Genomic DNA, 24,788 nt, shown 5'->3' on the forward strand with positions numbered 1-24,788 from the left:
AGGATTGTCATGGCTGAATTACTGTTAGGTGTCAACATTGACCACATTGCTACTCTGCGTAATGCGCGTGGCACCGCATACCCGGACCCGGTACAGGCTGCATTTATTGCCGAACAGGCGGGTGCCGACGGTATTACCGTGCACCTGCGTGAAGATCGCCGCCATATCACTGACCGTGACGTGCGTATTCTGCGCCAGACGCTGGATACCCGCATGAACCTGGAGATGGCGGTGACGGAAGAGATGCTGGCGATTGCCGTTGAGACGAAGCCGCATTTTTGCTGTCTGGTGCCGGAAAAACGCCAGGAAGTGACCACCGAGGGCGGCCTGGATGTGGCGGGTCAGCGTGACAAAATGCGCGATGCCTGTAAACGTCTGGCAGATGCAGGGATCCTCGTATCATTGTTCATTGATGCCGATGAAGCCCAGATCAAAGCCGCCGCAGAAGTTGGGGCGCCCTACATTGAAATTCATACTGGCTGCTACGCGGATGCCAAAACCGACGCTGAACAGGCGCAGGAGCTGGCGCGTATCGCCAGGGCGGCGACCTTTGCGGCAGGTCTGGGGCTGAAAGTGAATGCGGGTCACGGCCTGACGTATCACAACGTGAAAGCCATCGCGGCGTTGCCGGAAATGCACGAGCTGAATATCGGTCATGCCATTATCGGACGCGCGGTGATGAGCGGCCTGAAAGAGGCGGTTGCTGAAATGAAACGTCTGATGCTGGAAGCGCGTGGCTAATGGCGATCCTGGGTTTGGGCACGGATATTGTAGAGATTGCTCGTATTGAGGCAGTTATCTCGCGGTCGGGCGATCGTCTTGCAAGAAGAGTGCTCAGCGACAATGAATGGGCCATTTGGGAAACGCACCAACAACCGGTGCGTTTTCTCGCCAAACGTTTCGCGGTAAAAGAGGCCGCGGCAAAAGCTTTCGGCACCGGGATTCGCAACGGTCTGGCGTTTAACCAATTTGAAGTGTTTAACGATGAACTCGGCAAGCCGCGTTTGCGGTTGTGGGGAGAGGCGTTGAAGCTGGCGGAAACCCTCGGTGTTGCCAGTATGCACGTCACGCTGGCCGATGAACGACACTACGCCTGCGCCACGGTGATTATCGAGAGTTAACCAAGGGCCGTTTTAGAGTTTGTCCGCGTGGTGCATCAGGACAAACTTATCCCACAACTGCTCCTGCGTTTCGACGTGTGCCGGATCTTTCAGAATTGTATTCGGGATCGGGCATACTTTCTGACAGGTTGGCGTGTCGTAATGACCAACGCATTCAGTACACTTGTCGCTGTTAATCTCATAGATAGCATCGCCCATGGAAATGGCCTCGTTTGGGCATTCCGGTTCGCACATATCGCAATTGATGCATTTTTTGGTGATTAACAGCGCCATCAGGATACTCTCAAAACATCACAAATCGGGCGGGCATTATACGCGCATTCTTTGCTCAGACCAGTTTTTTTACCAGCGCCTCGCTGTGTCTGATACGTCCCGGAGCGTGTTCCAAATCCTGTTGCACCAACGCCATAAAAAGCACATCGGTGAGCATCATTTGAGCATGCGTGGATGAAATAGCCCCACTACGGGTGGCCTGCTCCTCCGCAATCGTATACAGGCAATGTGTGGCGCGCTGCTGCAATGCGTTAGGCGTAAATCCGGTGATGGCCAGGATTTTCCCTCCCACCAACAATGTTTCATCTGCCGCCAGATTAAGCTCTCTGCGTTCACCCGTGTAGGAGATGGCCAGCAGCAGATCCTCTGAAGAGAGCGCCTGAACCGTCGCCAACAAGGAGTGCATATCGCGTTCGACGACGGCATTAAAGCCTATCTTCATAAGCTTCCAGGCAAAGTTTTGCGCAACAAGGCCTGAAGCGCCAATCCCGGTCAGGACAATTCGGCGGGCGCGACGTAGCATCGTCGCACTCTCGATCAGCTTTTCTTCGCTGTTGACGTCGAGCGTAGCGTGCATCGCCGCCACATTTTCTTTAATCAGTTTTTCGCCAACCAGACGCATAGGATCGTCACCACGGATCAGGTTGTGGACGGGAACAGACTGAGGATTCGGATTGCTCACCAGCGCTTCGCTGATTGCCAGTTTAAGTGCCGGAAATCCTTTAAACCCCATTTTTTGCGCGAATTTCACCACGCTGGACTGACTGATGCCCACTTCGGCGGCAAGCTGCTGCGAACTGAGATGCCGCGCGTTATCCGGTTGCGAAAGAAGATAATCCGCAAGCCTCTTGTCGCTTTGGGCAAGATGGGGATAACGTTGACGAATACGGACCAAACAGTTCATGGGCTCTCCTGGCGAAAACGTGATGGCGACAGCGACACAAATTTCACTCGCCTGAATGAATATAATATTCCATTATAGGCAATTAGTTTGAATTAAAAATTCCTGAGGAGAAAAAATGAATCTCGGCGCGTTAGTTTCAGAAACCCGTAATCCACAGACTATGGACCTCGATGCTTTATCCACGCTTGAGCTGGTTCATCGTTTTAATCAACAGGATACGCAGGTAGCGCTCGCAGTAAAAGAGACGCTGCCGGAGGTAGCGCGTGCAGTCGATGCCGCTGCAAATGCGTTAAAGGCAGGAGGGCGCATTATTTATATGGGTGCTGGCACCAGTGGAAGGCTGGGAGTGCTTGATGCGTCTGAATGCCCGCCAACTTTTGGCGTGCCGCATGGGCTGGTCGTGGGATTAATTGCAGGGGGACCCGGCGCGTTGTTGAAGGCGGTTGAAGGTGCCGAAGATAGTCTGCAGTTAGGGGAAGATGATTTGAAGGCGCTCAATCTGACCGCGCAGGATCTGGTGGTTGGACTGGCGGCATCAGGTCGCACACCCTACGTGATTGGTGGCTTGAAGTATGCCAACCAGACAGGATGCACCACGGTCGCGATTTCCTGTAATCCGGACTCTCCGATCGCACGTGAGGCGGACATTGCGATTTCGCCGGTGGTCGGCCCCGAGGCGCTGACGGGGTCAACGCGACTGAAATCAGGTACTGCGCAAAAGCTGGTGCTCAATATGATCTCCACTGGCGCGATGGTGAAATTCGGCAAGGTCTATCAAAACCTGATGGTGGATATGAAGGCCACCAACGTCAAACTGATCGACAGAGCGTGTCGCATGGTGGTGGAAGCGACAGGGATTACGCGAGAAGACGCTGAGGCGCTTCTGAAACAAACCGATTTTGACGTCAAACCGGCCATTCTGATGGCGCTCTCCGGGCTGGACGCGGCAGCCGCCAGAGAAAAACTGTCGGCTCACCAGGGATTTTTACGGGCGGCATTAGAAAACTAAACAGACGAGCATACAGCGACGGGGAGTAAGCCGTTTATCATTGATGTGACACGCTGTGCGCATTAACGATTGTTGCCGGAAAAGTGATGTTCTATCTGTTAGGCTATTTAATAGCAGTTAGCGCCAGGTTCTCGTTGACCAGGCTTCAGAGTTCAACTTTCCAGAGGTGCAGGGTTTGACCAGCCACGAGCGTCGTGTCGTATTTTTTGATTTGGATGGTACGTTGCACCAACAGGATATGTTTGGCAGTTTCCTGCGTTATCTGTTGCGTCGCCAGCCGCTGAATGTGCTGCTCGTGCTGCCTTTACTGCCGATCATTGCGATTGCGTTGATGATAAAAGGGCGCGCCGCTCGCTGGCCCGTGAGTCTCCTGTTGTGGGGATGTACGTTTGGTCACAGCGAAGCGCGTCTGAAAGCGCGTCAGGCTGACTTCGTGCGTTGGTTTCGGGATAACGTCACCGCGTTTCCGATTGTGCAGGAACGACTCACCACCTATTTGTTGAGTTCTGATGCCGATATCTGGCTTATCACCGGCTCGCCGCAATCGCTGGTCGAGCAGGTCTATTTTGATACCCCGTGGCTGCCGCGCGTTAACCTGATCGCCAGTCAGATCCAGCGAGGCTACGGTGGCTGGGTATTGACCTTGCGTTGCCTGGGGCACGAAAAAGTCGCGCAACTTGAGCGGCAGATTGGCACGCCGCTGCGTCTGTATAGCGGATACAGCGACAGCAAGCAGGACAACCCATTACTCTACTTTTGCCAGCATCGCTGGCGCGTCACGCCACGCGGTGAGCTCCAGCAACTGGAATAGTGCAAAGCAGAGCGTCTGTGTATAATGCGCCCGCTTTTATTACTGGAGTTTCCCTTTGTCTGAAGTCGAATTTAGCCACGAATACTGGATGCGTCATGCGTTGACGCTGGCGAAGCGCGCCTGGGACGAACGTGAAGTGCCGGTGGGTGCGGTATTGGTGCACAACAATCGCGTCATCGGTGAAGGGTGGAATCGGCCGATCGGTCATCACGATCCCACTGCGCATGCGGAAATTATGGCGTTACGACAAGGGGGGATGGTGCTGCAAAACTACCGTTTGCTGGACACCACGCTGTACGTCACGCTGGAACCGTGCGTCATGTGTGCGGGCGCGATGGTCCACAGTCGGATTGGTCGGGTTGTTTTTGGCGCGCGTGATGCAAAAACGGGCGCGGCAGGCTCGCTGATGGATGTCTTGCATCACCCGGGTATGAATCACCGGGTGGAAATCACCGAGGGCATCTTGCGTGATGAATGTGCGACGCTGCTGAGCGATTTTTTCCGCATGCGTCGTCAGGAGATCAAAGCACTGAAAAAGTCATCGGCGACGCCTGAATAAACGTCGCGTTACTCTTTTTCTTTTTCCTTCGGCGGTAACAGTAATGTCGGCGAAGGCGTCAGGTAGGCCGAAGACGACTGCGACAAAAACGAGGAGAGGGAGAGCCTCTCTTTACCAAACTCCGCCGCAGACACCGCCGGGTAGTCCTGCGCCAGTTTCAGTGTTTCTGCGGCCTGTTTCTCTTTCTCCTGCAGATAGCCGACCAGGCTTATCTGATACTTTCGAATATTTTCCACATAGGCGTAAGCTTCGTGCCCGCGCGCATAGCCGTAGGTCAACTTGCTGTAATACGGTTTCTGGCTGAGCAGCGGCAAGCGCTGTTTTACATCGGTCCAACTGTCCGGATTCCCTTTGGTTTTTACCGTTAACGCCCGGGCGTCAAGCATGTGCGCATAGCCCATATTGTAAGCGATGAGCGCAAACCAGATACGCTCTTCTTCGGGGACGGTATCAGGGACTTTGCTCATCATGTCCTGTAGATAACGCGCGCCGCCGCTGATGCTCTGTTCGGCGTCGGTCCTGTCGGTCAATCCCAGACTCTGGGCGGTATTTCTGGTGAGCATCATCATGCCGCGGACGCCGGTTGGCGAGGTGGCCTGCGCATCCCAGTGGGATTCCTGATACGCGATAGCCGCCAGTAAACGCCAGTCAATCTCCTGCGCATACTTCTGAAATAGCGGTTTCAGCTCTGGCAGCACGTTATCTACAGCGCGTAAGAAGGTGCGGGTATCAACGTAATCAAAGTCGCCGCCGTGACCCAAATATTTTTCTTCCAGTCGCGCCAGAGAACCGTCTTCATTAATGGTGTTAAAAAAATCGAGCAGGGCTGCCGAGAGCGTGTTGTCATCATCCAGTTGGCTGAACCAGGTGACCGGTTGCTCATCGGTGACATCCAGCGCAACGGCCAGCTCAGGGTGTACGCGCTGGAACAAGCTGATGGCCACCGAGTCTGCGATGGTGTACTCCAGTTCGCCACTGATCACCGCTTCCATCAGTTCCGTCGTGCCCTTTTTGTCATCGACTTTCCAGCTGAGTTCGGGGAACTTTGTCTCTTTCAGGGTGCGTAGGTCATTCAGGACCACATGACTTGGCGCAATGGTGAGTTGGTTTTCATTCACGGTGGCAAGCGTTCGCGGGCGATATTGTCCGACCCGATAGACCACTTGCTGAGAAACAGAATAGTACGTTGGACCCGATTGGTAGTTTTTCACGCGTTCGCTGTTATAGACCAGACCTGCGGCCAGCAGGTCGGCCTTGCCACTGTCCAGATCGTCAAACAACTGGCTGATGTTCTGACGTACGGTGACCTTCAGCTTTACGCCTAAGTAGTTGGCGAACAGCTGCGCCAGCTCATAATCCAGACCGTACTTTTTTCCATTGAGGGTTGAGTAGGTTAGCGGTGAGTCAATGGTACTGACGCGCAGCTCTCCCCGCGCCTGAATGGCGGCGATACGATTATCGGCTTTACCGAACCAGGGGATTGATGGCCAGAGGGCCGCTGCCAACAGCAGCGTCAGTATGCCGATGAACAGATAATTAATCTTTAATTTTTTCAATTAGTTAATTCTCTGGATCGTGCGGTTTCTCAGCCTGAAAATGTAGTGATTAAAGCCAGTGTGAGTCATTGATGTGCGGCATTTTGCGTAACAATACGCCAGTTGGCAACTAATTCGGAATCAGTGGCGCATCGGATGATAAGAAACGGCGGTGATTTTATTTCCACGCAAACGGTTTCGTCAGCGCGCCAGATTCTTTATAATGGCGCCCGTTTCCCCACTTGGGCACACCGAAAGCTTAGAAGACGAGAGACTTATGATGGAAATTCTGCGTGGTTCGCCTGCACTGTCTGCATTCCGTATTAACAAACTGCTGGCGCGTTTTCAGGCTGCCAACCTCCAGGTCAACAATATTTACGCTGAGTATGTCCATTTTGCCTGCCTGAATGCGCCGCTGAACGATGATGAGCATGCGCAGCTTGCCCGTTTGCTGAAGTATGGCCCGAGCTTACGCAGCCATACCCCGGAGGGAAAACTGCTGTTAGTTACCCCTCGTCCTGGCACCATCTCTCCCTGGTCTTCCAAAGCAACGGATATTGCACACAACTGTGGCCTGCAACAGGTGAGCCGTCTGGAACGTGGCATTGCCTGGTACGTTGACGCTGAGCCGCTCACCGCTGAGCAGTGGCAAAGCGTTGCCGCTGAACTGCACGACCGCATGATGGAGACGATTTTCTCCTCGTTGAACGACGCAGAAAAACTGTTTGTTCACCACCAACCGGCACCGGTTGCCAGCGTTGATGTGCTGGGCGAAGGTCGTCAGGCACTGATTAACGCTAACCTGCGTCTGGGCCTGGCGCTGGCGGATGACGAAATTGATTATCTGCATACTGCCTTCAGCAATCTGGGCCGCAATCCAAACGACATTGAGCTGTATATGTTCGCCCAGGCGAACTCCGAACACTGCCGTCACAAGATTTTCAACGCCGACTGGGTTATTGATGGCGAACAGCAGCCGAAGTCGCTTTTCAAGATGATTAAAAACACCTTCGAGACTACGCCGGACCACGTGCTTTCTGCCTATAAAGATAACGCGGCGGTAATGGAAGGTTCTGAAGTGGGGCGCTACTTTGCCGACCATGAAACGGGTCGTTATGACTTCCATCAGGAGCCAACACACATCCTGATGAAAGTCGAAACCCACAACCACCCGACCGCAATTTCGCCGTGGCCAGGTGCTGCGACCGGTTCCGGTGGCGAGATTCGTGACGAAGGCGCGACCGGGCGCGGTGCGAAGCCGAAAGCCGGTCTGGTTGGTTTCTCCGTTTCTAACCTGCGTATTCCGGGCTTTGAACAGCCGTGGGAAGAAGATTTCGGTAAGCCGGAGCGTATTGTTACCGCGCTGGACATCATGACCGAAGGCCCGCTGGGCGGCGCCGCATTTAACAACGAATTTGGTCGTCCGGCGCTGAACGGTTACTTCCGTACGTATGAAGAGAAAGTGAATAGCCACAACGGCGAAGAGCTACGCGGCTATCACAAACCGATCATGCTGGCGGGCGGGATCGGCAACATCCGCGCCGATCACGTACAGAAAGGCGAGATCGTCGTTGGCGCGAAGCTGATCGTGCTCGGTGGTCCGGCGATGAACATCGGTCTTGGTGGCGGCGCGGCGTCTTCTATGGCGTCCGGCCAGTCCGATGCCGATCTGGACTTCGCTTCCGTACAGCGCGACAACCCGGAGATGGAACGTCGCTGCCAGGAGGTTATCGACCGTTGCTGGCAGTTGGGCGACGCTAACCCGATCCTGTTTATCCACGACGTGGGCGCGGGCGGTCTCTCAAACGCGATGCCGGAGCTGGTGAGCGACGGCGGGCGCGGCGGCAAATTTGAACTGCGTGACATCCTCAGCGACGAGCCGGGTATGAGCCCGCTGGAAATCTGGTGTAACGAATCCCAGGAACGTTATGTTCTGGCGGTTGCCGCTGACCAGTTGCCGCTGTTTGATGCGCTCTGCAAGCGTGAGCGCGCGCCGTACGCCGTGATCGGTGAAGCGACCGAAGAACAGCATCTTTCGATGAATGACCGTCATTTCGATAATCAGCCTATCGATCTGCCGCTGGATGTTCTGTTGGGCAAAACGCCGAAAATGACTCGCGATGTGCAGCGGCTGCAAGCAAAAGGCGACGCGCTGGATCGTCGTGATATTACCGTTGCCGATGCGGTCAACCGCGTACTGCATTTACCTGCAGTGGCGGAAAAAACGTTCCTCGTCACCATCGGAGACCGTACCGTCACCGGTATGGTGGCGCGCGATCAGATGGTTGGCCCGTGGCAGGTTCCGGTGGCGAACTGTGCGGTTACCACCGCGAGCCTTGACAGCTACTACGGCGAAGCCATGTCGCTGGGCGAACGTGCGCCGGTCGCGTTGCTGGATTTCTCCGCGTCCGCCCGTCTGGCGGTTGGGGAAGCGCTCACCAACATCGCGGCGACGCAGATTGGTGATATCAAACGTATCAAACTGTCTGCAAACTGGATGGCGGCAGCAGGCCACCCGGGCGAAGATGCCGGCTTGTATGAAGCTGTAAAAGCGGTGGGTGAAGAACTCTGTCCGGCGTTGGATCTGACCATTCCGGTGGGCAAAGACTCTATGTCGATGAAAACCCGCTGGCAGGAAGGCAGCGAGCAGCGCGAGATGACCTCTCCATTATCGCTGGTGATCACCGCGTTTGCCCGCGTGGAAGACGTCCGTCACACCATCACGCCGCAGCTCTCCACGGAAGATAACGCCCTGCTGCTGATTGACCTTGGCAAGGGCCATAACGCGCTGGGGGCAACAGCGCTGGCGCAGGTTTACCGTCAGCTTGGCGACAAACCGGCAGACGTGCGTGACGTCGCGCAGCTGAAAGGCTTTTATGATGCGATGCAGGCGCTGGTGGCGCAGCGCAAACTGCTGGCTTACCACGACCGTTCTGATGGCGGTTTGTTGGTGACGCTGGCTGAGATGGCCTTTACCGGTCACTGCGGCATTCGGGCGGATATCACTGCCCTGGGCGACGATCGTCTGGCGGCGCTGTTTAACGAAGAGCTGGGGGCCGTCATTCAGGTTCGTGCGGCGGATCGTCAGGCCGTCGAAACCGTGTTGGCGCAACATGGTCTTGGCGACTGCGTTCACGCGTTAGGTCAGGCCGTTTCCGGTGACCGTTTTGTTATCGAAGCGGATGGCCAGGTTGTCTTCAGCGAAAGCCGTACCACCTTGCGTACCTGGTGGGCTGAAACCACGTGGCAAATGCAGCGTCTGCGAGACAACCCTGAATGTGCCGATCAGGAACATCAGGCGAAAACCAACGATGCCGATCCTGGCCTTAATGTGAAGCTGTCGTTTGATATCAGCGAAGATATCGCTGCGCCATACATCGCGACCGGCGCACGTCCAAAAGTCGCGGTGCTGCGCGAACAGGGCGTCAACTCGCATGTGGAAATGGCAGCTGCTTTCCACCGTGCGGGCTTTGATGCAATCGATGTACACATGAGTGACTTGCTGGCGGGGCGCACTGGTCTTGATGACTTCCAGGCGCTGGTGGCGTGTGGCGGCTTCTCTTACGGCGACGTGCTGGGGGCGGGTGAAGGTTGGGCGAAATCGATCCTCTTTAACAACCGCGTGCGTGATGCGTTTGAAACCTTCTTCCACCGTCCGCAAACGCTGGCGCTTGGCGTGTGTAATGGCTGCCAGATGATGTCCAATCTGCGTGAGCTGATCCCAGGCAGCGATCTGTGGCCGCGCTTTGTGCGTAACCATTCCGACCGTTTTGAAGCGCGCTTTAGTTTGGTAGAAGTGACCCAAAGCCCATCTCTGTTACTGCAGGGAATGGTGGGCTCACAGATGCCGATTGCGGTTTCTCATGGGGAAGGGCGTGTGGAAGTGCGTGATGGTGCGCATTTGGCTCAGCTTGAGAGCAAAGGTCTGGTGGCGCTGCGCTATGTCGATAACTTCGGCAAAGTGACCGAAACCTACCCGGCGAACCCGAACGGCTCGCCGAACGGGATTACGGCGGTGACCACTGAAAATGGCCGCGTGACCATCATGATGCCGCATCCGGAGCGCGTTTTCCGCACGGTGAGCAACTCCTGGCATCCGGAAAACTGGGGCGAGGACAGCCCGTGGATGCGCATCTTCCGTAACGCGCGTAAGCAGTTAGGTTAATCAACACCTGCGAAAGGCCCGGTAGCCTGATGCTTACCGGGCCAGCTAAATGGCAGGCCGGATAAAACGAAATAGCCAACCGTGGACGCTTTTTGTCGGGGAATCACGACAAAGGGTAGATTGCGGTGTCTCCAAAAGGAGACGTTTAATTGATTGATTTTTATAGAGTGTGCTGAGTTTGAGATTTGGTGTCTCTTTTTGACGACATAAAGGCGAAATCTTACTCACTTTGGCTTTGCTGCTTTTTTGTCATAAAGTTAAATAAAATCATGATGTTAATATAATGCTTTAACTATTGGCATGGTTTCTGCATAATACTAAGCAGTGGCTCATTCACCTTCTTATGTCAGCCCCTTCGGGACGTGCTACATAAACTTCGAATGACGCACAACAAGGTGCCTGCCGTCCAACATCTGATAATAGCGCTGCTTTATCAACCATCGGGCGAAACGTCGAGTTAGGCACCGCCTTATTCCATAACAGAGCCGGGTTAAGCCCGGCTTTGTTGTATCTGAGGTTTCCCTCAGTTAGCATCCTTCTATTCGTCTCCGATGAGAGTAACGCTTTGAAGCGCTGGTCTGTATTTCCCCGGTCATTACGCCAATTGGTTATGCTGGCATTCCTGCTGATCCTGCTTCCTTTATTGGTGCTGGCATGGCAGGCATGGCAAAGTCTCAATGCCCTGAGTGCGCAGGCGGCGTTAACCAACCGCACAACCCTGATTGATGCTCGTCGTAGCGAGGCGATGACCAATGCGGCGCTCGGGATGGAACGCAGCTATCGTCAGTACTGTGTGCTGGACGATCCTACGCTTGCGAAGGTCTATCACGGCCAACGAAAGCGCTACAGTGAAATGCTGGACGCGCATGCCGGCGTACTGCCGGATGACAAGCTTTATCAGGCATTGCGTCAGGATCTGAACGCGCTTACCCAACTACGCTGTACAAACAGCGGTCCGGATGCGGCGGCAGCGGCAAGCCTGGAAGCGTTTGCTCACGCCAACACCGAGATGGTGCAGGCGACGCGAACCGTTATTTTCTCTCGCGGTCAACAGCTTCAGCAGGAAATTGCCGAGCGCGGACAGTTCTTTGGCTGGCAGGCGCTGGTGCTGTTTCTGGTCAGCCTGGCCATGGTGCTGCTCTTCACCCGTATGATCATTGGGCCGGTAAAAGGGATTGAGCGGATGATTAATCGGCTAGGGGAAGGGCGTTCGCTGGGGAATGCCGTTTCGTTTACCGGTCCCCGTGAACTACGCTCAGTGGGCCAACGTATTATCTGGTTGAGCGAGCGTTTGTCCTGGCTTGAATCACAACGTCACCAATTTTTACGCCATCTCTCACATGAACTGAAAACGCCGCTGGCCAGTATGCGCGAGGGAACAGAGCTGTTGGCCGATCAGGTTGTGGGGCCGCTGACGCCTGAGCAAAAAGAGGTGGTCGGCATTCTCGACAACAGCAGCCGTAACTTACAGAAGTTGATTGAGCAACTGCTTGATTACAACAGAAAACTGGCAGATAGCGCCATTGAACTGGAAAGCGTTGAGATTGAACCGCTGGTCGATATGGTGGTTTCCGCTCACAGTTTGCCAGCCCGCGCTAAAATGATGCATACCGACGTCAGACTGGATGCGAATACGTGCCTGGCGGAGCCGATGCTATTGATGAGCGTGCTGGACAATCTTTACTCCAATGCGGTGCACTATGGTGCTGAATCCGGTAACATTTGTATCAGTAGCCGTCTGCAGGGTGCCACGGTACATATTGACGTCACAAATACCGGCACCCCGATTCCAGAAACAGAAAGAGCCATGATTTTCGAGCCGTTTTTCCAGGGGAGCCATCAGAGAAAAGGGGCTGTGAAGGGCAGCGGGCTGGGATTAAGCATCGCCAGGGACTGTATCCGTCGTATGCAGGGAGAACTTTATCTGGTCGATGAGAATGCGCAAGAGGTGTGTTTCCGCATAGAGCTGCCGCTATCTGCATCGAAAAACCATTAAAAATGAAGCTAAGTCTGGTGAGTATGCCACACGTTTTTGTTCGAGTGTTTAAACGACTTTTTTCCCGACGGATGTTATTCGCGAGCGTGCCGTGTCTGGCGCTGATGGGGTGTGCCCCGCACGCGGCTAAACATCTCGTCGGCGATCCATCTCAGGAAAAAATCCCGCCTTATCAACTGGCGGATTACCTTTCTACCGAGTGTGCTGACATTTGGTCATTACAAGGGAAGTCCACGGAGAGCAATCCGCTTTACTGGCTGCGGGCAGTTGACTGCGCCGATCGTCTGCTGCCGATTCAGTCGCGTAACGAGGCGCGCGCGCTTGAAGATGACACCTGGCAGAGTGCCTTTAAGCGTGGGATTTTACTGGCGGATGCCAAAATATCGCCCATTGAGCGGCGCGTTGCCGTTACCCAACTGGATGCCCTGAGTTCACAGATCCCCGCCCAGGTTCGCCCTCTTTATCAACTCTGGCGCGATGGGCAGATGTTGCAATTACAGCTTGCCGAAGAGCGGCAGCGTTACAGTAAGCTTCAGCAAACGACAGACAGCGATCTCGATACGTTGCGTCAGCAGCATCAGCATTTACAGGCTCAGCTCGATCTCACCACCCGCAAGCTGGAGAATTTGACCGATATTGAGCGCCAGCTTTCCACGCGTAAACCCGCCGGTAACTACAATCCTGACGCGACGCGCGGTAACGACAAACCTGACGAAACGACGCCAGCGTCATCACAAGATGAGGTAACGCCATGATCAGCCGCAAACCGGCGCATTTACTGCTCGTGGATGACGATCCGGGCCTGTTAAAACTGCTCGGGATGCGACTGACCAGCGAAGGTTACAGTGTCGTCACGGCAGAAAGCGGCCAGGAAGGGCTGCGCGTACTGAATCGTGAAAAAGTAGATTTGGTGATAAGCGACCTGCGCATGGACGAAATGGACGGTATGCAGCTGTTTGTTGAGATCCAGAAAGTACAGCCGGGTATGCCGGTCATTATTTTGACCGCGCACGGTTCGATTCCCGATGCGGTAGCCGCAACTCAGCAAGGTGTTTTCAGCTTTCTGACCAAGCCGGTAGACAAAGACGCGTTGTATAAGGCAATCGACGAAGCGCTGGAGCAGTCGGCTCCCGCGACAGATGATAGCTGGCGTGAATCTATCGTCACCCGTAGCCCGTTAATGCTGCGTGTGCTGGAGCAGGCGCGCATGGTGGCGCAGTCGGACGTCAGCGTCCTGATTAACGGGCAAAGCGGTACCGGGAAAGAGATCTTTGCGCAGGCTATCCATAACGCCAGTCCGCGCAGCAGCAAACCGTTTATTGCGATTAACTGCGGCGCATTGCCGGAGCAGTTGCTGGAGTCTGAATTGTTTGGTCACGCACGCGGAGCATTTACCGGCGCGGTAAGCAATCGCGAAGGGCTGTTTCAGGCGGCAGAAGGCGGCACGCTATTTCTGGATGAGATTGGTGACATGCCCGCACCGCTACAGGTCAAACTGCTGCGTGTCCTGCAGGAGCGCAAAGTCAGGCCGCTCGGCAGCAATCGCGATATCGACATTGATGTGCGGATCATCTCTGCTACTCACCGTGACCTGCCCAAAGCGATGACGCGGGGCGAATTCCGTGAGGATTTATACTATCGCCTGAACGTGGTGAGTCTGAAAATTCCCGCGCTGGCCGAGCGTGCGGAGGACATTCCACTGCTGGCGAATTATCTGCTGCGTCAGTCGGCAGAGCGGCATAAACCGTTCGTACGCGCTTTTTCAACGGATGCGATGAAACGGCTGATGACGGCAGGGTGGCCGGGGAACGTCCGTCAACTGGTGAACGTTATCGAACAATGCGTGGCGCTCACCTCTTCGCCGGTGATCAGTGATGCGCTGGTGGAGCAGGCGCTGGAAGGGGAGAATACGGCGCTGCCAACCTTCGTTGAAGCACGTAACCAGTTTGAGCTTAACTATCTGCGAAAACTGCTGCAAATCACCAAAGGCAATGTGACCCATGCAGCGAGAATGGCTGGGCGCAACAGGACTGAATTCTATAAATTACTCTCCCGTCACGAGCTGGATGCAAACGACTTCAAAGAGTAGTTTTGATGCCGTAAAGTAACGTGAATTGTGGTACGGTAACCCGATCAAAAGACAGGCGACCTTTTCAAGGAATAGCATGAAAAAGATTGATGCGATTATTAAACCCTTCAAGCTGGACGATGTCCGTGAGGCGTTGGCAGAGGTGGGTATCACCGGTATGACGGTTACGGAAGTGAAAGGTTTTGGCCGCCAGAAAGGCCATACCGAGCTGTACCGTGGCGCGGAATATATGGTGGATTTTCTGCCGAAGGTGAAAATTGAAATTGTGGTGACCGACGACATCGTGGACACCTGCGTCGACACCATTATTCGTACTGCACAGACGGGTAAAATCGGCGACGGTAAGATCTTCGTCTTTGACGTAGCTCGCGTGATCCGTATTCGTACTGGCGAAGAAGACGACGCGGCGATTTAATTTCAATGCCCTCTCTGACGAGAGGGCATCTTATTGTTACAGCACCTTATGCGGGCCGAAACATTCGTAATGAATGTTTTCGTTTTTCACACCGAGATTCACCAGCTGCTTCGCGGCAAATTGCATAAAGCCGACCGGACCGCAGAGATAAAACTGCATTGACGGATCGCTGATTGCGCCTTCCAGTTTGTTTAAATCCATCAGACCCACGCTATCGAATCCGCCTTTGGTGCGATCGTCTGTGGTCGGTTCACGATACCAGGTATGTGCGGTAAAGCGCGGCAGCGTTTTGCCCAGTTCATTCACTTCATCGGCAAAGGCATGTACGTCGCCATTTTCCGCCGCGTGGAACCAGTTCACCTGTGCGGTGTGATGCGATTTCGCCAGCGTGTCCAGCATCGCCAGCATTGGCGTCTGCCCGACGCCTGCGGAAATCAGAGAAACAGGGGTATCGTTGGCAACGGCCATAAAGAAATCCCCCGCCGGGGCCGCTAAATGCACCACGTCGCCCACGTTTGCATGGTTGTGCAGCCAGGTTGAAACCTGGCCGCCATCTTCGCGTTTAACGGCAATACGATAGCCTTTGCCATCCGGCTTGCGGGTCAGTGAATACTGACGAATCTCCTGATGCGGGAAACCTTCCGGTTTCAGCCAGACCCCCAGATATTGCCCAGGATGGTACTCTGCGACGGCGCCGCCATCGACAGGCTCGAACTCAAAACTGGTAATCAGCGCGCTACGCGGCGTTTTATTCACGATACGGAACGGACGCGTCCCTTCCCAGCCGCCGGTTTTGCCTGCGTTCTCGCTGTAGATTTGCGCTTCGCGATTGATAAAGACGTTAGCCAGGACACCGTAGGCTTTTCCCCACGCGTCCAGCACCTCCTGACCCGGGCTAAACATCTCGTCCAGCGTGGCCAGCAGATGGGCACCCACGATGTTGTATTGCTCTGGTTTGATCTGGAAACTGGTGTGCTTCTGCGCAATTTTCTCGACCGCAGGCAGCAGGGCTGCCAGGTTTTCAATATTGCTGGCATACGCGGCAATCGCATTAAACAACGCTTCGCGTTGATCGCCATTGCGCTGATTACTCATGTTAAAAATTTCTTTGAGTTCAGGATTATGCGTAAACATGCGATCGTAGAAATGGGCGGTCAGTTTAGGACCCGTTTCAACCAGCAGGGGAATGGTGGCTTTTACAGTGGCGATAGTTTGAGCGTCAAGCATGCGGGCTTCCTTTTAATTAAATTTTTAATGATGCATATCAAATGCATCTTATAAAAATACCCCTGCATTGTAAATGGTTCTTTGTGATTTTGCGTTTGTAACGTTACAAAATGAAAAGTCTGCATCACAAACCTGAAAAGAATTCCGCTAAAATCCGTAAGACCTTAATTCGGCAAAGCCTTGTGCTGCTTGAAGGTAATCGTTTGCGTAAAATCCTTTGTCAAGACCTGTTATCAACGGATGATTCAGTTATACTGTTGGTCGTTGTCCAACGGGACTGCCTTTTAAGGCCAAATTTTATCGTTAGCTGAGTCAGGAGATGCGGATGTTAAAGCGTGAAATGAACATTGCCGATTATGATGCCGAACTGTGGCAGGCTATGGAGCAGGAAAAAGTACGTCAGGAAGAGCATATCGAACTGATCGCCTCCGAAAACTACACCAGTCCGCGCGTCATGCAAGCGCAGGGTTCTCAGCTGACCAACAAATATGCTGAAGGATATCCGGGTAAACGCTACTACGGCGGTTGCGAATATGTGGATGTCGTCGAGCAACTGGCGATCGACCGCGCGAAAGAACTGTTTGGCGCAGATTACGCTAACGTCCAGCCGCACTCTGGCTCTCAGGCGAACTTCGCGGTCTACACCGCGCTGCTGCAGCCGGGCGATACCGTGCTGGGGATGAACCTGGCGCAGGGCGGTCACCTGACTCACGGTTCTCCGGTTAACTTCTCCGGTAAACTGTATAACATCGTGCCTTACGGCATCGATGAGTCCGGTAAAATTGACTACGCCGACATGGCGAAGCAGGCTCAGGCCCACAAACCAAAAATGATTATCGGCGGCTTCTCTGCCTATTCCGGTATCGTTGACTGGGCAAAAATGCGTGAAATCGCCGACAGCGTTGGCGCGTACCTGTTCGTCGACATGGCTCACGTCGCGGGTCTGATTGCCGCTGGCGTTTACCCGAACCCGGTTCCACACGCTCACGTTGTCACCACCACCACCCACAAAACGCTGGCTGGCCCGCGCGGTGGACTGATCCTGGCGAAAGACGGCAGCGAAGAGCTGTACAAAAAACTGAACTCTGCCGTCTTCCCAAGCGCTCAGGGCGGCCCGCTGATGCACGTTATCGCGGCGAAAGCCGTGGCGCTGAAAGAGGCGATGGAGCCTGAGTTCAAAACCTACCAGCAGCAGGTAGCGAAAAACGCCAAAGCGATGGTGGAAGTGTTCCTGAACCGTGGCTACAAAGTAGTGTCTGGCGGTACTGAGAACCACCTGTTCCTGCTGGATCTGGTCGACAAAAACCTGACCGGTAAAGAAGCGGACGCAGCCCTGGGTCGCGCCAACATCACCGTCAACAAAAACAGCGTACCAAACGATCCGAAGAGCCCGTTCGTGACTTCCGGTATCCGTATCGGTTCCCCGGCTGTGACTCGCCGCGGCTTTAAAGAAGCGGAAGTGAAAGAGCTGGCTGGCTGGATGTGTGACGTGCTGGACAACATCAACGACGAAGCGGTTATCGAACGTATCAAAGGTAAAGTGCTGGATATCTGCGCACGTTTCCCTGTTTACGCGTAATTCTGCTCTCAGAAATACCAAAGGCCGCGCAAGCGGCCTTTTTGCATTTAATGTCTCGGTGTCAGTTCTGACATCTATTGTTCCTGAACTGCGCGGATGTACCGCCAGCCGATTCTCTGGCCTCCAGAATCGTCAGTACTCACAGATCGTTAAGCTGTGACTCAACGTACAAATAGCCGATTCCCAAAATTTGTTGGGGGCGACTGAGCTGACCAAAACCGATGTGTGTCGCTTTTGCGCTGGGCCCGTCGTCACGATCAAAGGGGTTAAATCCGGTCTGGCGAATGATCGTGTTCAGCCAGTTTTCACCGAACGCGCAGCTGCGTCCGTAAATCCATATCTGATTGATATTAAGAATGTTCAGGAAGTTATACAGGCTCAGACCAATCGCATTAGCGGCACTCTCCACCCATGCCTGTACCTGGACGTCGCCGCGCTCCCAGGCGCGAATAAGTGCCGCTGTTGTTAGCTGGTCCGGAGACAATTCTGCGCCAGGTTGTGTTTTCAGCCAGACCCGGGCCTGTTTTTTCAACGCACTTAATGAAGCGACCGTTTCCAGACAACCGTAGCGACCGCAATCGCAGGCGATACCGTCAGGATTCACAATGGTGTGTCCAATTTGCCCGCTACCGTACAAGTTACCCCGGTAGATCTGATCGTTAATGACGAACGATGAACCGATGCCATAATCGACGTTAATGACGCAGAAATCCTGGTGTGTGGTGCGGTTTTGCCATTTCTCCGCCAGCGCGAGCATGACGCAGTCATTATCCAGCCGCACCTGTACACCCAGTTGTTCTTCCAGCAAATACTTTATTTCGATTGGCGTTTTCCATCGCGCCTGGGGCATGGTTTGCGACACGCCAGTGACCGGATCGACCTGCCCATGCACACCCAGCGCCAGGTTGATCTGTTGTGTCGGATGCTGCTGTCGATAGTATCGCCAGCACTCCGCAATCGCCTTGAGCAGCGCCTGGGGTTCAGGGGCGTCAACCGAAATGTGCTGATGTTCGCCCACCGCCAGTAACCGCGAGTCGGCAAGCTGGCACTCAATGCTGGTGGGTGAAATTGTCATGCACAGGGTCCACGCGCCCTGCTGCGGAATTTGATAGCTGCCGCTGTTAAGTCCACGGGCACTCATATTTTCGAGAGAGTGGCTGATGCGTCCTTCGTCCAGCAACTCTTCCAGAATGTTACTGACGGCCGGAATCGACAAGCCGGTTCGTTGGGCGAGTTGCGATTTACTGAGCTGTTTTTCTCGCCATAAATGTGACAAAAACAGTGCCTTGTTAGCCTGGCGGACCCGCGCATTATTGAGACCCAATCGCAACATATACTTAACTCCCTTAACTGTATTGCGTGAACGTTGCGTATTTTAGCAGCGAACTGGCGCTATAAACTCACCGTATTCTCTTTTTTACTTTATTTCATTTAGTGGAGAAACGCATGTACGGTTCAGTCAAGGTCTGGCAGGAAACGATCTCACTCCCTACGTGGACCACCGGCGAAGAAGATACTAACCCGATGTTTTTGGAAAATCGTGTTTATCAAGGATCGTCTGGCGCGGTTTACCCTTATGGCGTCATTGATACGTTGACCGGACAACGTGAGATGCGCGAATACCACGCAGTATGGATGGAGAATGATTTTATTCGCATCATGTTGCTGCCGGAGTTAGGTGGGCGCATTCATCGCGCATATGACAAAGTGCAGCAACGCGATTTTGTCTATTACAACGAAGTCGTGAAACCTGCCCTGGTTGGATTGCTGGGGCCCTGGATTTCTGGCGGTATCGAATTTAACTGGCCGCAGCATCACCGTCCCACCACGTTTATGCCGGTAGACTTCACTCAGCAGGCAGGCGAGCATGGCGAACAGACCGTGTGGATGGGGGAAGTGGAGCCCATGCGCGGCCTACAGGTCATGACCGGATTTACGCTCTGGCCGGATCGTGCCTTGATCGAAATCACCGGTAAAGTTTTCAATGGCAATGCGACTCCGCGTCACTTTTTATGGTGGGCTAATCCGGCGGTCAAAGGCGGCGATGACCATCAGAGCGTCTTCCCTCCGGATGTCACGGCTGTATTCGACCACGGTAAACGTGATGTTTCCGCCTTTCCGATCGCCAGCGGCACCTATTACAAAGTGGACTACTCCGCTGGTGTCGATATTTCCCGCTATAAAAACGTCCCGGTCCCCACGTCCTACATGGCGGAAAAGTCGAATTATGATTTTGTTGGCGCCTGGCACCATGGCGAGCGTGGCGGGTTGCTTCACGTAGCCGATCACCATGTTTCTCCGGGGAAAAAGCAGTGGACATGGGGATACGGTGATTTTGGCGTTGCCTGGGATCGCAATCTGACCGATGACAATGGTCCGTACATTGAATTGATGACAGGGGTGTTTACCGATAATCAGCCAGATTTCACCTGGCTTGCCCCTTATGAAGAAAAAGTGTTTGTGCAAAATTTCCTGCCTTACAGCGAATTAGGTATGGTGCAAAACGCCAGTACCCAGCTTGCGCTGCACCTGGTTCGGGATGCTGCGCAACTGTCGATGGGTGTTTACGCGATTGCGCCGTTGCATAACGTGCAGGTCACGCTGTCTGCACAAGGGCAGCCGTTCTTTGAAAAAACGCTGACGCTGGAGCCGGGGCAAAGCTGGAAAACCTGCCTTTCTGATACGGGCTACGAACGTGTGACAATGACGGTCAGTCAACAGGATGGCAGCGTGTTGCTTGATTACGAAGAGCATATCGCTGAAGAGCTACCGTTACCTTCAGCAGCCAGCGCACCGGCATTACCGGAAGAACTCGCCAATACTGATGAGCTTTATTTTATTGGTCAGCATCTGGAGCAGTACAACCACGCCAGTCGCTATGCGGAAGATTATTACCGTCGGGCGCTGGAGGTTGACCCGCTGGATTATCGCAACAATGTGGCGCAGGGTACGCTGGCGCTAAACCGTGCTGACTGGACACTGGCGGAACAATGCGCGCAATCCGCGTTACTACGGGCGCACAAACTCAATAAAAATCCACGCGATGGCGAAGCCAGTATGCTGCTTGCGACGGCGCTTGAACGGCAGGGCAACGATGATGCGGCCTGGGATCATTACTACAAAGCGACCTGGAGTGGAAACTGCCGTGATGCCGCTTTCTGGTCGCTTGCCCGTATTGCCATGAAGCGTAAGGATTACGCTGACGCGCTGGAAAAAGTGAACCAGAGCCTGCGTTTTAACGGTAGCAACAATCTGGCGATGGGCATGAAAGCGTTGGTTCTGGCGAAACTCGGCCGTACTGCGGATGCGCAGTCGTACATTACACAACAGCTTGTTGAGTATCCTCTGAGCTATACCCTGCATTATGCGCGCTGGGCTATCACCCAGGATGACACAGCAAAAACCGGGTTAATCACTGTCACGGGGCGACGCGGTACCAATGCCTGCGAATTGGCGGGATGGCTAATTTCCTTTGGCCTGAGAGAGGCCGCCCGCGAAGTGCTGGAGGTGTTGGATAGCCAGGAAACGCTGCCTATGTTGTGGCGGGCATCACTGAGCGACAATCCACAACCGTTTATTACGCGTGCCCAGGCGTGCCTGAACAACCGCGTGCGTTTTCCCAATTCGCTGGACGAAGTGCAAATGCTGCAAACCCTTCCGCATTGCGCTTTTGCCCGCTACCTGCTGGGATGCTTCTGGTATAGCAAACGCCGTTACGAAGAGGCGGTGTCCTGCTGGCGTTTTGCACTTGAGCAGGAGCCAGATTTTGCACCGGTTCATCGACTGCTGGGCGTTTATGCCTGGAATAAACAACATGATGCACAACTGGCGGCACAGTATTTGTCTCAGGCGGTAGCGCTTGAGCCAGAAAATGCACGCTTCTTGTTTGAACTCGACTACCTCAACAAACTGACGGCTAAACCGGTGGCACAGCGTTTGCAAATGCTTGAAGACCGTAAAGACGTCGTTTTTCATCGCGATGACCTGACCGTAGAGTTAATCAGCTTGTGGAACGGCCAGGGTAAATATGACGCCGCTGCCGCAGTGCTGAGCGAGCGCGTATTCCATCCCTGGGAAGGGGGAGAGGGCAAAGCCACCGGGCAATATCTGCTGAATCAACTTCATCGTGCGCTGGCGGCGATTCAAACGGGCGATCTACCAACGGCGATGACGCTGCTCCAGCAGGCGTTGCAGTACCCACACAATCTGGGAGAAGGGCGGTTACCGGGGCAAACCGATAATGACATCTGGTATTTACTGGGTTACTGCGCACGATTGCAGGGACACATTGATGAGGCGCAGCGCTACTTTACCCGGGCGACCCGGGGAGGTCGCTCACTGGATGCCGGGCGCTATTACAACGATCAACCTGTGGATTATCTCTTCTGGCAAGGGATGGCGCTAAGAGCGTTGGGTGATAACGCAGCGGCTGACGCGCTCTTTCATAGTTTCGGTCAGTGGGTCGATTTGCAGCGCGACGAGGTCCCGGACGTTGATTTCTTTGCGGTGTCGCTGCCGGATCTGGTGGTGCTGGATACACCCGCTAAAGAAAAACACCAACAACATTGCCAGTTCATTGCGGCATTAGGCGCGCTTGGATTAGGCGATCTTCCTGGGTGTCAGCGCGCGCTCAATACGCTTCAGACACTCAATCCGTCGCATGACAAGGCGTTGTTGTTACGACACGCGTTAAACATACCACTATTTCAATAACACGTTGACCCGGTGGGGGAAACCCCACCTGAACCTCTCTGTTCCCTGCGTTTCCCTGAAAGAGGAATCATAATGAACAACACGCAGACACATTTAAAAATTGGTTATGTCTGGACTATCTGCCTGGTTGCCGCCTGCGGCGGTCTACTGTTTGGCTATGACTGGGTGGTGATCGGCGGAGCCAAACCGTTCTATGAAGCCTGGTTCTCAATTACCGATCCCGCGCAGTCCGGTTGGGCGATGAGCTCGGCGCTGGTCGGATGTATTTTTGGTGCGCTGATTTCCGGCTGGTGTGCGGACAAATTTGGACGAAAAATGCCGCTGATCCTGTCGGCAGTTCTGTTCAGCGCCTCAGCCTGGGGAACGGCGGTTTCCAGCAACTTCGACATGTTTGTTATCTACCGTATTGTCGGCGGGGTGGGGATTGGCCTGGCATCGGCACTCAGTCCTCTTTATATCGCGGAAGTCAGCCCGGCAGAAAAACGGGGTCGTTTTGTGGCGGTTAACCAGTTGACTATCGTCATTGGCGTACTGGCGGCGCAGTTAATTAACCTGATGATTGCCGAACCCGTCGCTGCTGGCGCTACGCAGCAGACGATCGTCGAAAGCTGGAATGGGCAAATGGGCTGGCGCTGGATGTTTGGTGCGGAGCTGGTACCTGCGCTGGCGTTTCTGGTGCTGATGTTTTTTGTGCCTGAGTCTCCGCGTTGGTTGGTCAAAGCGGGTAAACCCGAGCGCGCCCGCGCGATGCTACAACGGATTGGTTCGCCAGAGTATGCCGAAAAAACACTGAAAGAGATCGAACAGACCTTACAGAAAGACACGCAACAAGTGGCCTGGTCTACGTTATTACAGCCGCAGATCAAACCGATCGTGATTATCGGGATGGTTCTGGCTGTCTTCCAGCAGTGGTGCGGGATCAACGTGATCTTCAACTATGCGCAGGAGATCTTCGCCTCCGCCGGATTCGATATCAATAGTACGCTGAAATCGATCGTTGCAACCGGGGTCATCAACCTTATCTTTACCCTCGCCGCGCTGCCGTTGGTGGATAAAATTGGCCGCCGGAAGCTGATGCTGTTTGGCGCGTCCGGCCTGACGGTCATTTATGTGCTGATCGCCGGCGCATATGGGTTAGGTATTATGGGCTGGCCGGTGCTCGTTCTGGTGCTGGCGGCGATTGCCATTTATGCCCTGACGCTGGCTCCTGTTACCTGGGTTCTGCTGTCGGAAATCTTCCCTAACCGTGTGCGTGGTCTGGCGATGTCATTAGGCACACTGGCGTTATGGATAGCCTGTTTCTTGCTGACTTATACCTTCCCGCTGTTGAATGCCGGGTTGGGGGCGGCGGGGAGTTTCCTGCTGTATGGCGTGATTTGTGCGATGGGCTACGTTTACGTCCTGCGTAATGTACCGGAAACCAAAGGCGTAACCCTGGAGGCGCTGGAAGAACAACTGGCCGCACGACACACAAAAGGCAATCTCTCTGCTCAGCAACGCCGGGCCCAGTAATGGACAGCACTGTAACTCTGCAAAACGCGCATCTGAGGATGCGCGTTGATCCGCAAGGCGGTACGTTGTTGGATCTGTTTTCGTTACCCCATCAACACGCGGTTTTACGGGCGGGCAAAGGGTATGCGGCGGGTGATTGCGCTCTGTTCCCCATGCTGCCGGTCGCAAACCGGGTGGCGGACAATCGCTTTAGGTTGCATGGCGATGAGGTGATTTTGCCAAACCATAATGCGGATGAACGCTTCTTTCTGCACGGTGACGGTTGGCTAAAACGCTGGGATCTCGTCAGCGTTGCCGGTGACCGTTGTGTGTTGCAATTGCGGAGTCGGCTGGCATGCGGTTACGACTATCTGGCGGAACTGCACTATCAACTGGACGGCGCGACACTCAATGCCTCGCTGACGATAACGCATCTGGGGGAGCGTCCAATGCTTTACGGCTGCGGTTTTCATCCGTTTTTTGTGTTTGATGCGCAAAGCACCGTGCAGTTTTCCGCCAGCGGGTACTGGCCGGAAGATGCACAGCATCTTCCGTTGGCGTGGCAGGCGAAAATCCCCGGGGCTGCGAATTTCGCACATGCGCAATTTGGCGAGGATGCCTGGCTAAATGTGGGATATTCCGGCTGGAGCGGGAAGGCGGTCATACAACGTGATGTGATGTGTATCACGCTTTTAGCGCAAACTCCGTGGCTGATGCTTTTCAGAATGTCGGGTGGCGGGTTCCTTTGTCTTGAGCCGCAGTCGCATCCGGTCAACGCCCATAATATGCCGGGGCAGCCGGGATTGCGGGTCTTAGCTCGGGGGGAGAGTTGCCATTTCACCATGCAAATCATCGTCGATTAGCCTAAAAACACATGTTATATCACTGTTAATACTCACTT

At 54.2% G+C, this 24,788-nt stretch carries 19 protein-coding genes and 1 pseudogene; 15 read left to right on the forward strand and 5 right to left on the reverse strand.

From position 1 onward, the window contains the following. The first annotated feature begins 9 nt into the window (after window positions 1-9). Window positions 10-741, forward strand: coding sequence for a pyridoxine 5'-phosphate synthase (pdxJ, locus tag JM656_RS05930; RefSeq protein WP_203360381.1), 732 nt, complete (start codon window positions 10-12; stop codon window positions 739-741). Next, window positions 741-1,121, forward strand: coding sequence for a holo-ACP synthase (gene acpS / locus JM656_RS05935; RefSeq protein WP_203360382.1), 381 nt, complete (start codon window positions 741-743; stop codon window positions 1,119-1,121). The genes pdxJ and acpS overlap by 1 nt, the downstream gene beginning before the upstream one ends. Window positions 1,122-1,133: 12 nt before the next feature. Here the strand turns inward: acpS and JM656_RS05940 are convergent, their stop codons facing one another. Then, a complete protein-coding gene (locus JM656_RS05940) occupies window positions 1,134-1,394 on the reverse strand; it encodes a YfhL family 4Fe-4S dicluster ferredoxin (RefSeq protein ID WP_162379139.1) in 261 nt (86 codons plus the stop codon). Between the two features lie 55 nt (window positions 1,395-1,449). Continuing rightward, window positions 1,450-2,298: a MurR/RpiR family transcriptional regulator gene (locus tag JM656_RS05945; protein ID WP_203360383.1), complete on the reverse strand. Its 849-nt coding sequence runs from the start codon at window positions 2,296-2,298 to the stop codon at window positions 1,450-1,452. Between the two features lie 115 nt (window positions 2,299-2,413). Between JM656_RS05945 and murQ the strand changes: the two genes are divergently transcribed. From murQ to tadA, 4 genes and pseudogenes are all read left to right on the forward strand, one after another. Then, window positions 2,414-3,307 (forward strand): N-acetylmuramic acid 6-phosphate etherase, encoded by an 894-nt coding sequence (gene murQ / locus JM656_RS05950; protein WP_203360384.1) that lies wholly within the window; start codon window positions 2,414-2,416, stop codon window positions 3,305-3,307. Between the two features lie 59 nt (window positions 3,308-3,366). Further along, window positions 3,367-3,486: pseudogene (locus JM656_RS22490) on the forward strand (hypothetical protein); the annotation flags it as partial. Further along, complete coding sequence (gene yfhb / locus JM656_RS05955; protein ID WP_203360385.1) at window positions 3,483-4,118, forward strand: phosphatidylglycerophosphatase C; 636 nt, start codon at window positions 3,483-3,485, stop codon at window positions 4,116-4,118. The pseudogene JM656_RS22490 and the gene yfhb, both read left to right, overlap by 4 nt. 55 nt (window positions 4,119-4,173) lie before the next feature. Continuing rightward, window positions 4,174-4,677 (forward strand): tRNA adenosine(34) deaminase TadA, encoded by a 504-nt coding sequence (tadA, locus tag JM656_RS05960; RefSeq protein WP_162379135.1) that lies wholly within the window; start codon window positions 4,174-4,176, stop codon window positions 4,675-4,677. Between the two features lie 8 nt (window positions 4,678-4,685). Here tadA and mltF read toward each other — a convergent pair whose 3' ends face one another. After that, window positions 4,686-6,233, reverse strand: coding sequence for a membrane-bound lytic murein transglycosylase MltF (gene mltF / locus JM656_RS05965; RefSeq protein WP_203360386.1), 1,548 nt, complete (start codon window positions 6,231-6,233; stop codon window positions 4,686-4,688). Window positions 6,234-6,489: 256 nt separating this feature from the next. Here mltF and purL point away from each other — a divergent pair, with 256 nt between their 5' ends. The 5 genes from purL (at window position 6,490) to glnB (ending at window position 14,877) form a co-directional block, all read left to right on the forward strand. Further along, complete coding sequence (gene purL / locus JM656_RS05970; RefSeq protein WP_203360387.1) at window positions 6,490-10,377, forward strand: phosphoribosylformylglycinamidine synthase; 3,888 nt, start codon at window positions 6,490-6,492, stop codon at window positions 10,375-10,377. Window positions 10,378-10,942: 565 nt separating this feature from the next. Further along, window positions 10,943-12,373 carry a two component system sensor histidine kinase QseE/GlrK gene (gene qseE, locus JM656_RS05975; RefSeq protein WP_203360388.1) on the forward strand — a complete coding sequence of 477 codons (1,431 nt, stop codon included), beginning with the start codon at window positions 10,943-10,945 and terminating at the stop codon, window positions 12,371-12,373. A 23-nt stretch (window positions 12,374-12,396) separates the two neighbouring features. Beyond that, complete coding sequence (gene qseG, locus JM656_RS05980) at window positions 12,397-13,128, forward strand: two-component system QseEF-associated lipoprotein QseG (protein WP_238929203.1); 732 nt, start codon at window positions 12,397-12,399, stop codon at window positions 13,126-13,128. Next, the gene (gene glrR, locus JM656_RS05985; protein WP_304521088.1) at window positions 13,128-14,462 is read left to right on the forward strand and encodes a two-component system response regulator GlrR; all 1,335 of its coding nucleotides are present in this window, start codon (window positions 13,128-13,130) and stop codon (window positions 14,460-14,462) included. Before qseG ends, glrR begins: the two co-directional genes overlap by 1 nt. A 76-nt stretch (window positions 14,463-14,538) precedes the next feature. Continuing rightward, complete coding sequence (gene glnB, locus JM656_RS05990) at window positions 14,539-14,877, forward strand: nitrogen regulatory protein P-II (protein ID WP_002914032.1); 339 nt, start codon at window positions 14,539-14,541, stop codon at window positions 14,875-14,877. Between the two features lie 36 nt (window positions 14,878-14,913). Here glnB and hmpA read toward each other — a convergent pair whose 3' ends face one another. Beyond that, the gene (gene hmpA / locus JM656_RS05995) at window positions 14,914-16,104 is read right to left on the reverse strand and encodes an NO-inducible flavohemoprotein (RefSeq protein WP_203360391.1); all 1,191 of its coding nucleotides are present in this window, start codon (window positions 16,102-16,104) and stop codon (window positions 14,914-14,916) included. 325 nt (window positions 16,105-16,429) lie between these two features. Here hmpA and glyA point away from each other — a divergent pair, with 325 nt between their 5' ends. Next, window positions 16,430-17,683: a serine hydroxymethyltransferase gene (glyA, locus tag JM656_RS06000; RefSeq protein WP_192613087.1), complete on the forward strand. Its 1,254-nt coding sequence runs from the start codon at window positions 16,430-16,432 to the stop codon at window positions 17,681-17,683. 139 nt (window positions 17,684-17,822) lie between these two features. On the opposite strand, the gene JM656_RS06005 is transcribed toward glyA, so the two are convergent. Beyond that, window positions 17,823-19,016: an ROK family transcriptional regulator gene (locus JM656_RS06005; RefSeq protein WP_203360392.1), complete on the reverse strand. Its 1,194-nt coding sequence runs from the start codon at window positions 19,014-19,016 to the stop codon at window positions 17,823-17,825. A gap of 113 nt (window positions 19,017-19,129) precedes the next feature. Here JM656_RS06005 and JM656_RS06010 point away from each other — a divergent pair, with 113 nt between their 5' ends. The 3 genes from JM656_RS06010 to JM656_RS06020 all read left to right on the forward strand — a co-directional run bounded on the left by JM656_RS06010 (window position 19,130) and on the right by JM656_RS06020 (window position 24,750). Further along, a complete protein-coding gene (locus JM656_RS06010; protein ID WP_203360393.1) occupies window positions 19,130-22,396 on the forward strand; it encodes a DUF5107 domain-containing protein in 3,267 nt (1,088 codons plus the stop codon). Between the two features lie 72 nt (window positions 22,397-22,468). Then, window positions 22,469-23,908, forward strand: coding sequence for a sugar porter family MFS transporter (locus JM656_RS06015; protein ID WP_203360394.1), 1,440 nt, complete (start codon window positions 22,469-22,471; stop codon window positions 23,906-23,908). Beyond that, a complete protein-coding gene (locus tag JM656_RS06020) occupies window positions 23,908-24,750 on the forward strand; it encodes an aldose 1-epimerase (protein ID WP_203360395.1) in 843 nt (280 codons plus the stop codon). Before JM656_RS06015 ends, JM656_RS06020 begins: the two co-directional genes overlap by 1 nt. Window positions 24,751-24,788 lie beyond the last annotated feature (38 nt).

Source organism: Citrobacter sp. R56, from assembly GCF_016811995.1.
Lineage (GTDB): Bacteria > Pseudomonadota > Gammaproteobacteria > Enterobacterales > Enterobacteriaceae > Citrobacter_D > Citrobacter_D enshiensis.

Bases quoted from the DNA above. Each gene is read 5' to 3' on its own strand.
- purL (WP_203360387.1), top strand. From the start codon at position 6,490: ATGATGGAAATTCTGCGTGGTTCGCCTGCACTGTCTGCATTCCGTATT.
- hmpA (WP_203360391.1), bottom strand. From the start codon at position 16,104: ATGCTTGACGCTCAAACTATCGCCACTGTAAAAGCCACCATTCCCCTG.
- qseG (WP_238929203.1), top strand. From the start codon at position 12,397: ATGCCACACGTTTTTGTTCGAGTGTTTAAACGACTTTTTTCCCGACGG.
- JM656_RS05945 (WP_203360383.1), bottom strand. From the start codon at position 2,298: ATGAACTGTTTGGTCCGTATTCGTCAACGTTATCCCCATCTTGCCCAA.
- JM656_RS06015 (WP_203360394.1), top strand. From the start codon at position 22,469: ATGAACAACACGCAGACACATTTAAAAATTGGTTATGTCTGGACTATC.
- acpS (WP_203360382.1), top strand. From the start codon at position 741: ATGGCGATCCTGGGTTTGGGCACGGATATTGTAGAGATTGCTCGTATT.
- JM656_RS06010 (WP_203360393.1), top strand. From the start codon at position 19,130: ATGTACGGTTCAGTCAAGGTCTGGCAGGAAACGATCTCACTCCCTACG.
- JM656_RS06005 (WP_203360392.1), bottom strand. From the start codon at position 19,016: ATGTTGCGATTGGGTCTCAATAATGCGCGGGTCCGCCAGGCTAACAAG.
- JM656_RS06020 (WP_203360395.1), top strand. From the start codon at position 23,908: ATGGACAGCACTGTAACTCTGCAAAACGCGCATCTGAGGATGCGCGTT.
- glnB (WP_002914032.1), top strand. From the start codon at position 14,539: ATGAAAAAGATTGATGCGATTATTAAACCCTTCAAGCTGGACGATGTC.
- pdxJ (WP_203360381.1), top strand. From the start codon at position 10: ATGGCTGAATTACTGTTAGGTGTCAACATTGACCACATTGCTACTCTG.
- JM656_RS05940 (WP_162379139.1), bottom strand. From the start codon at position 1,394: ATGGCGCTGTTAATCACCAAAAAATGCATCAATTGCGATATGTGCGAA.
- glyA (WP_192613087.1), top strand. From the start codon at position 16,430: ATGTTAAAGCGTGAAATGAACATTGCCGATTATGATGCCGAACTGTGG.
- murQ (WP_203360384.1), top strand. From the start codon at position 2,414: ATGAATCTCGGCGCGTTAGTTTCAGAAACCCGTAATCCACAGACTATG.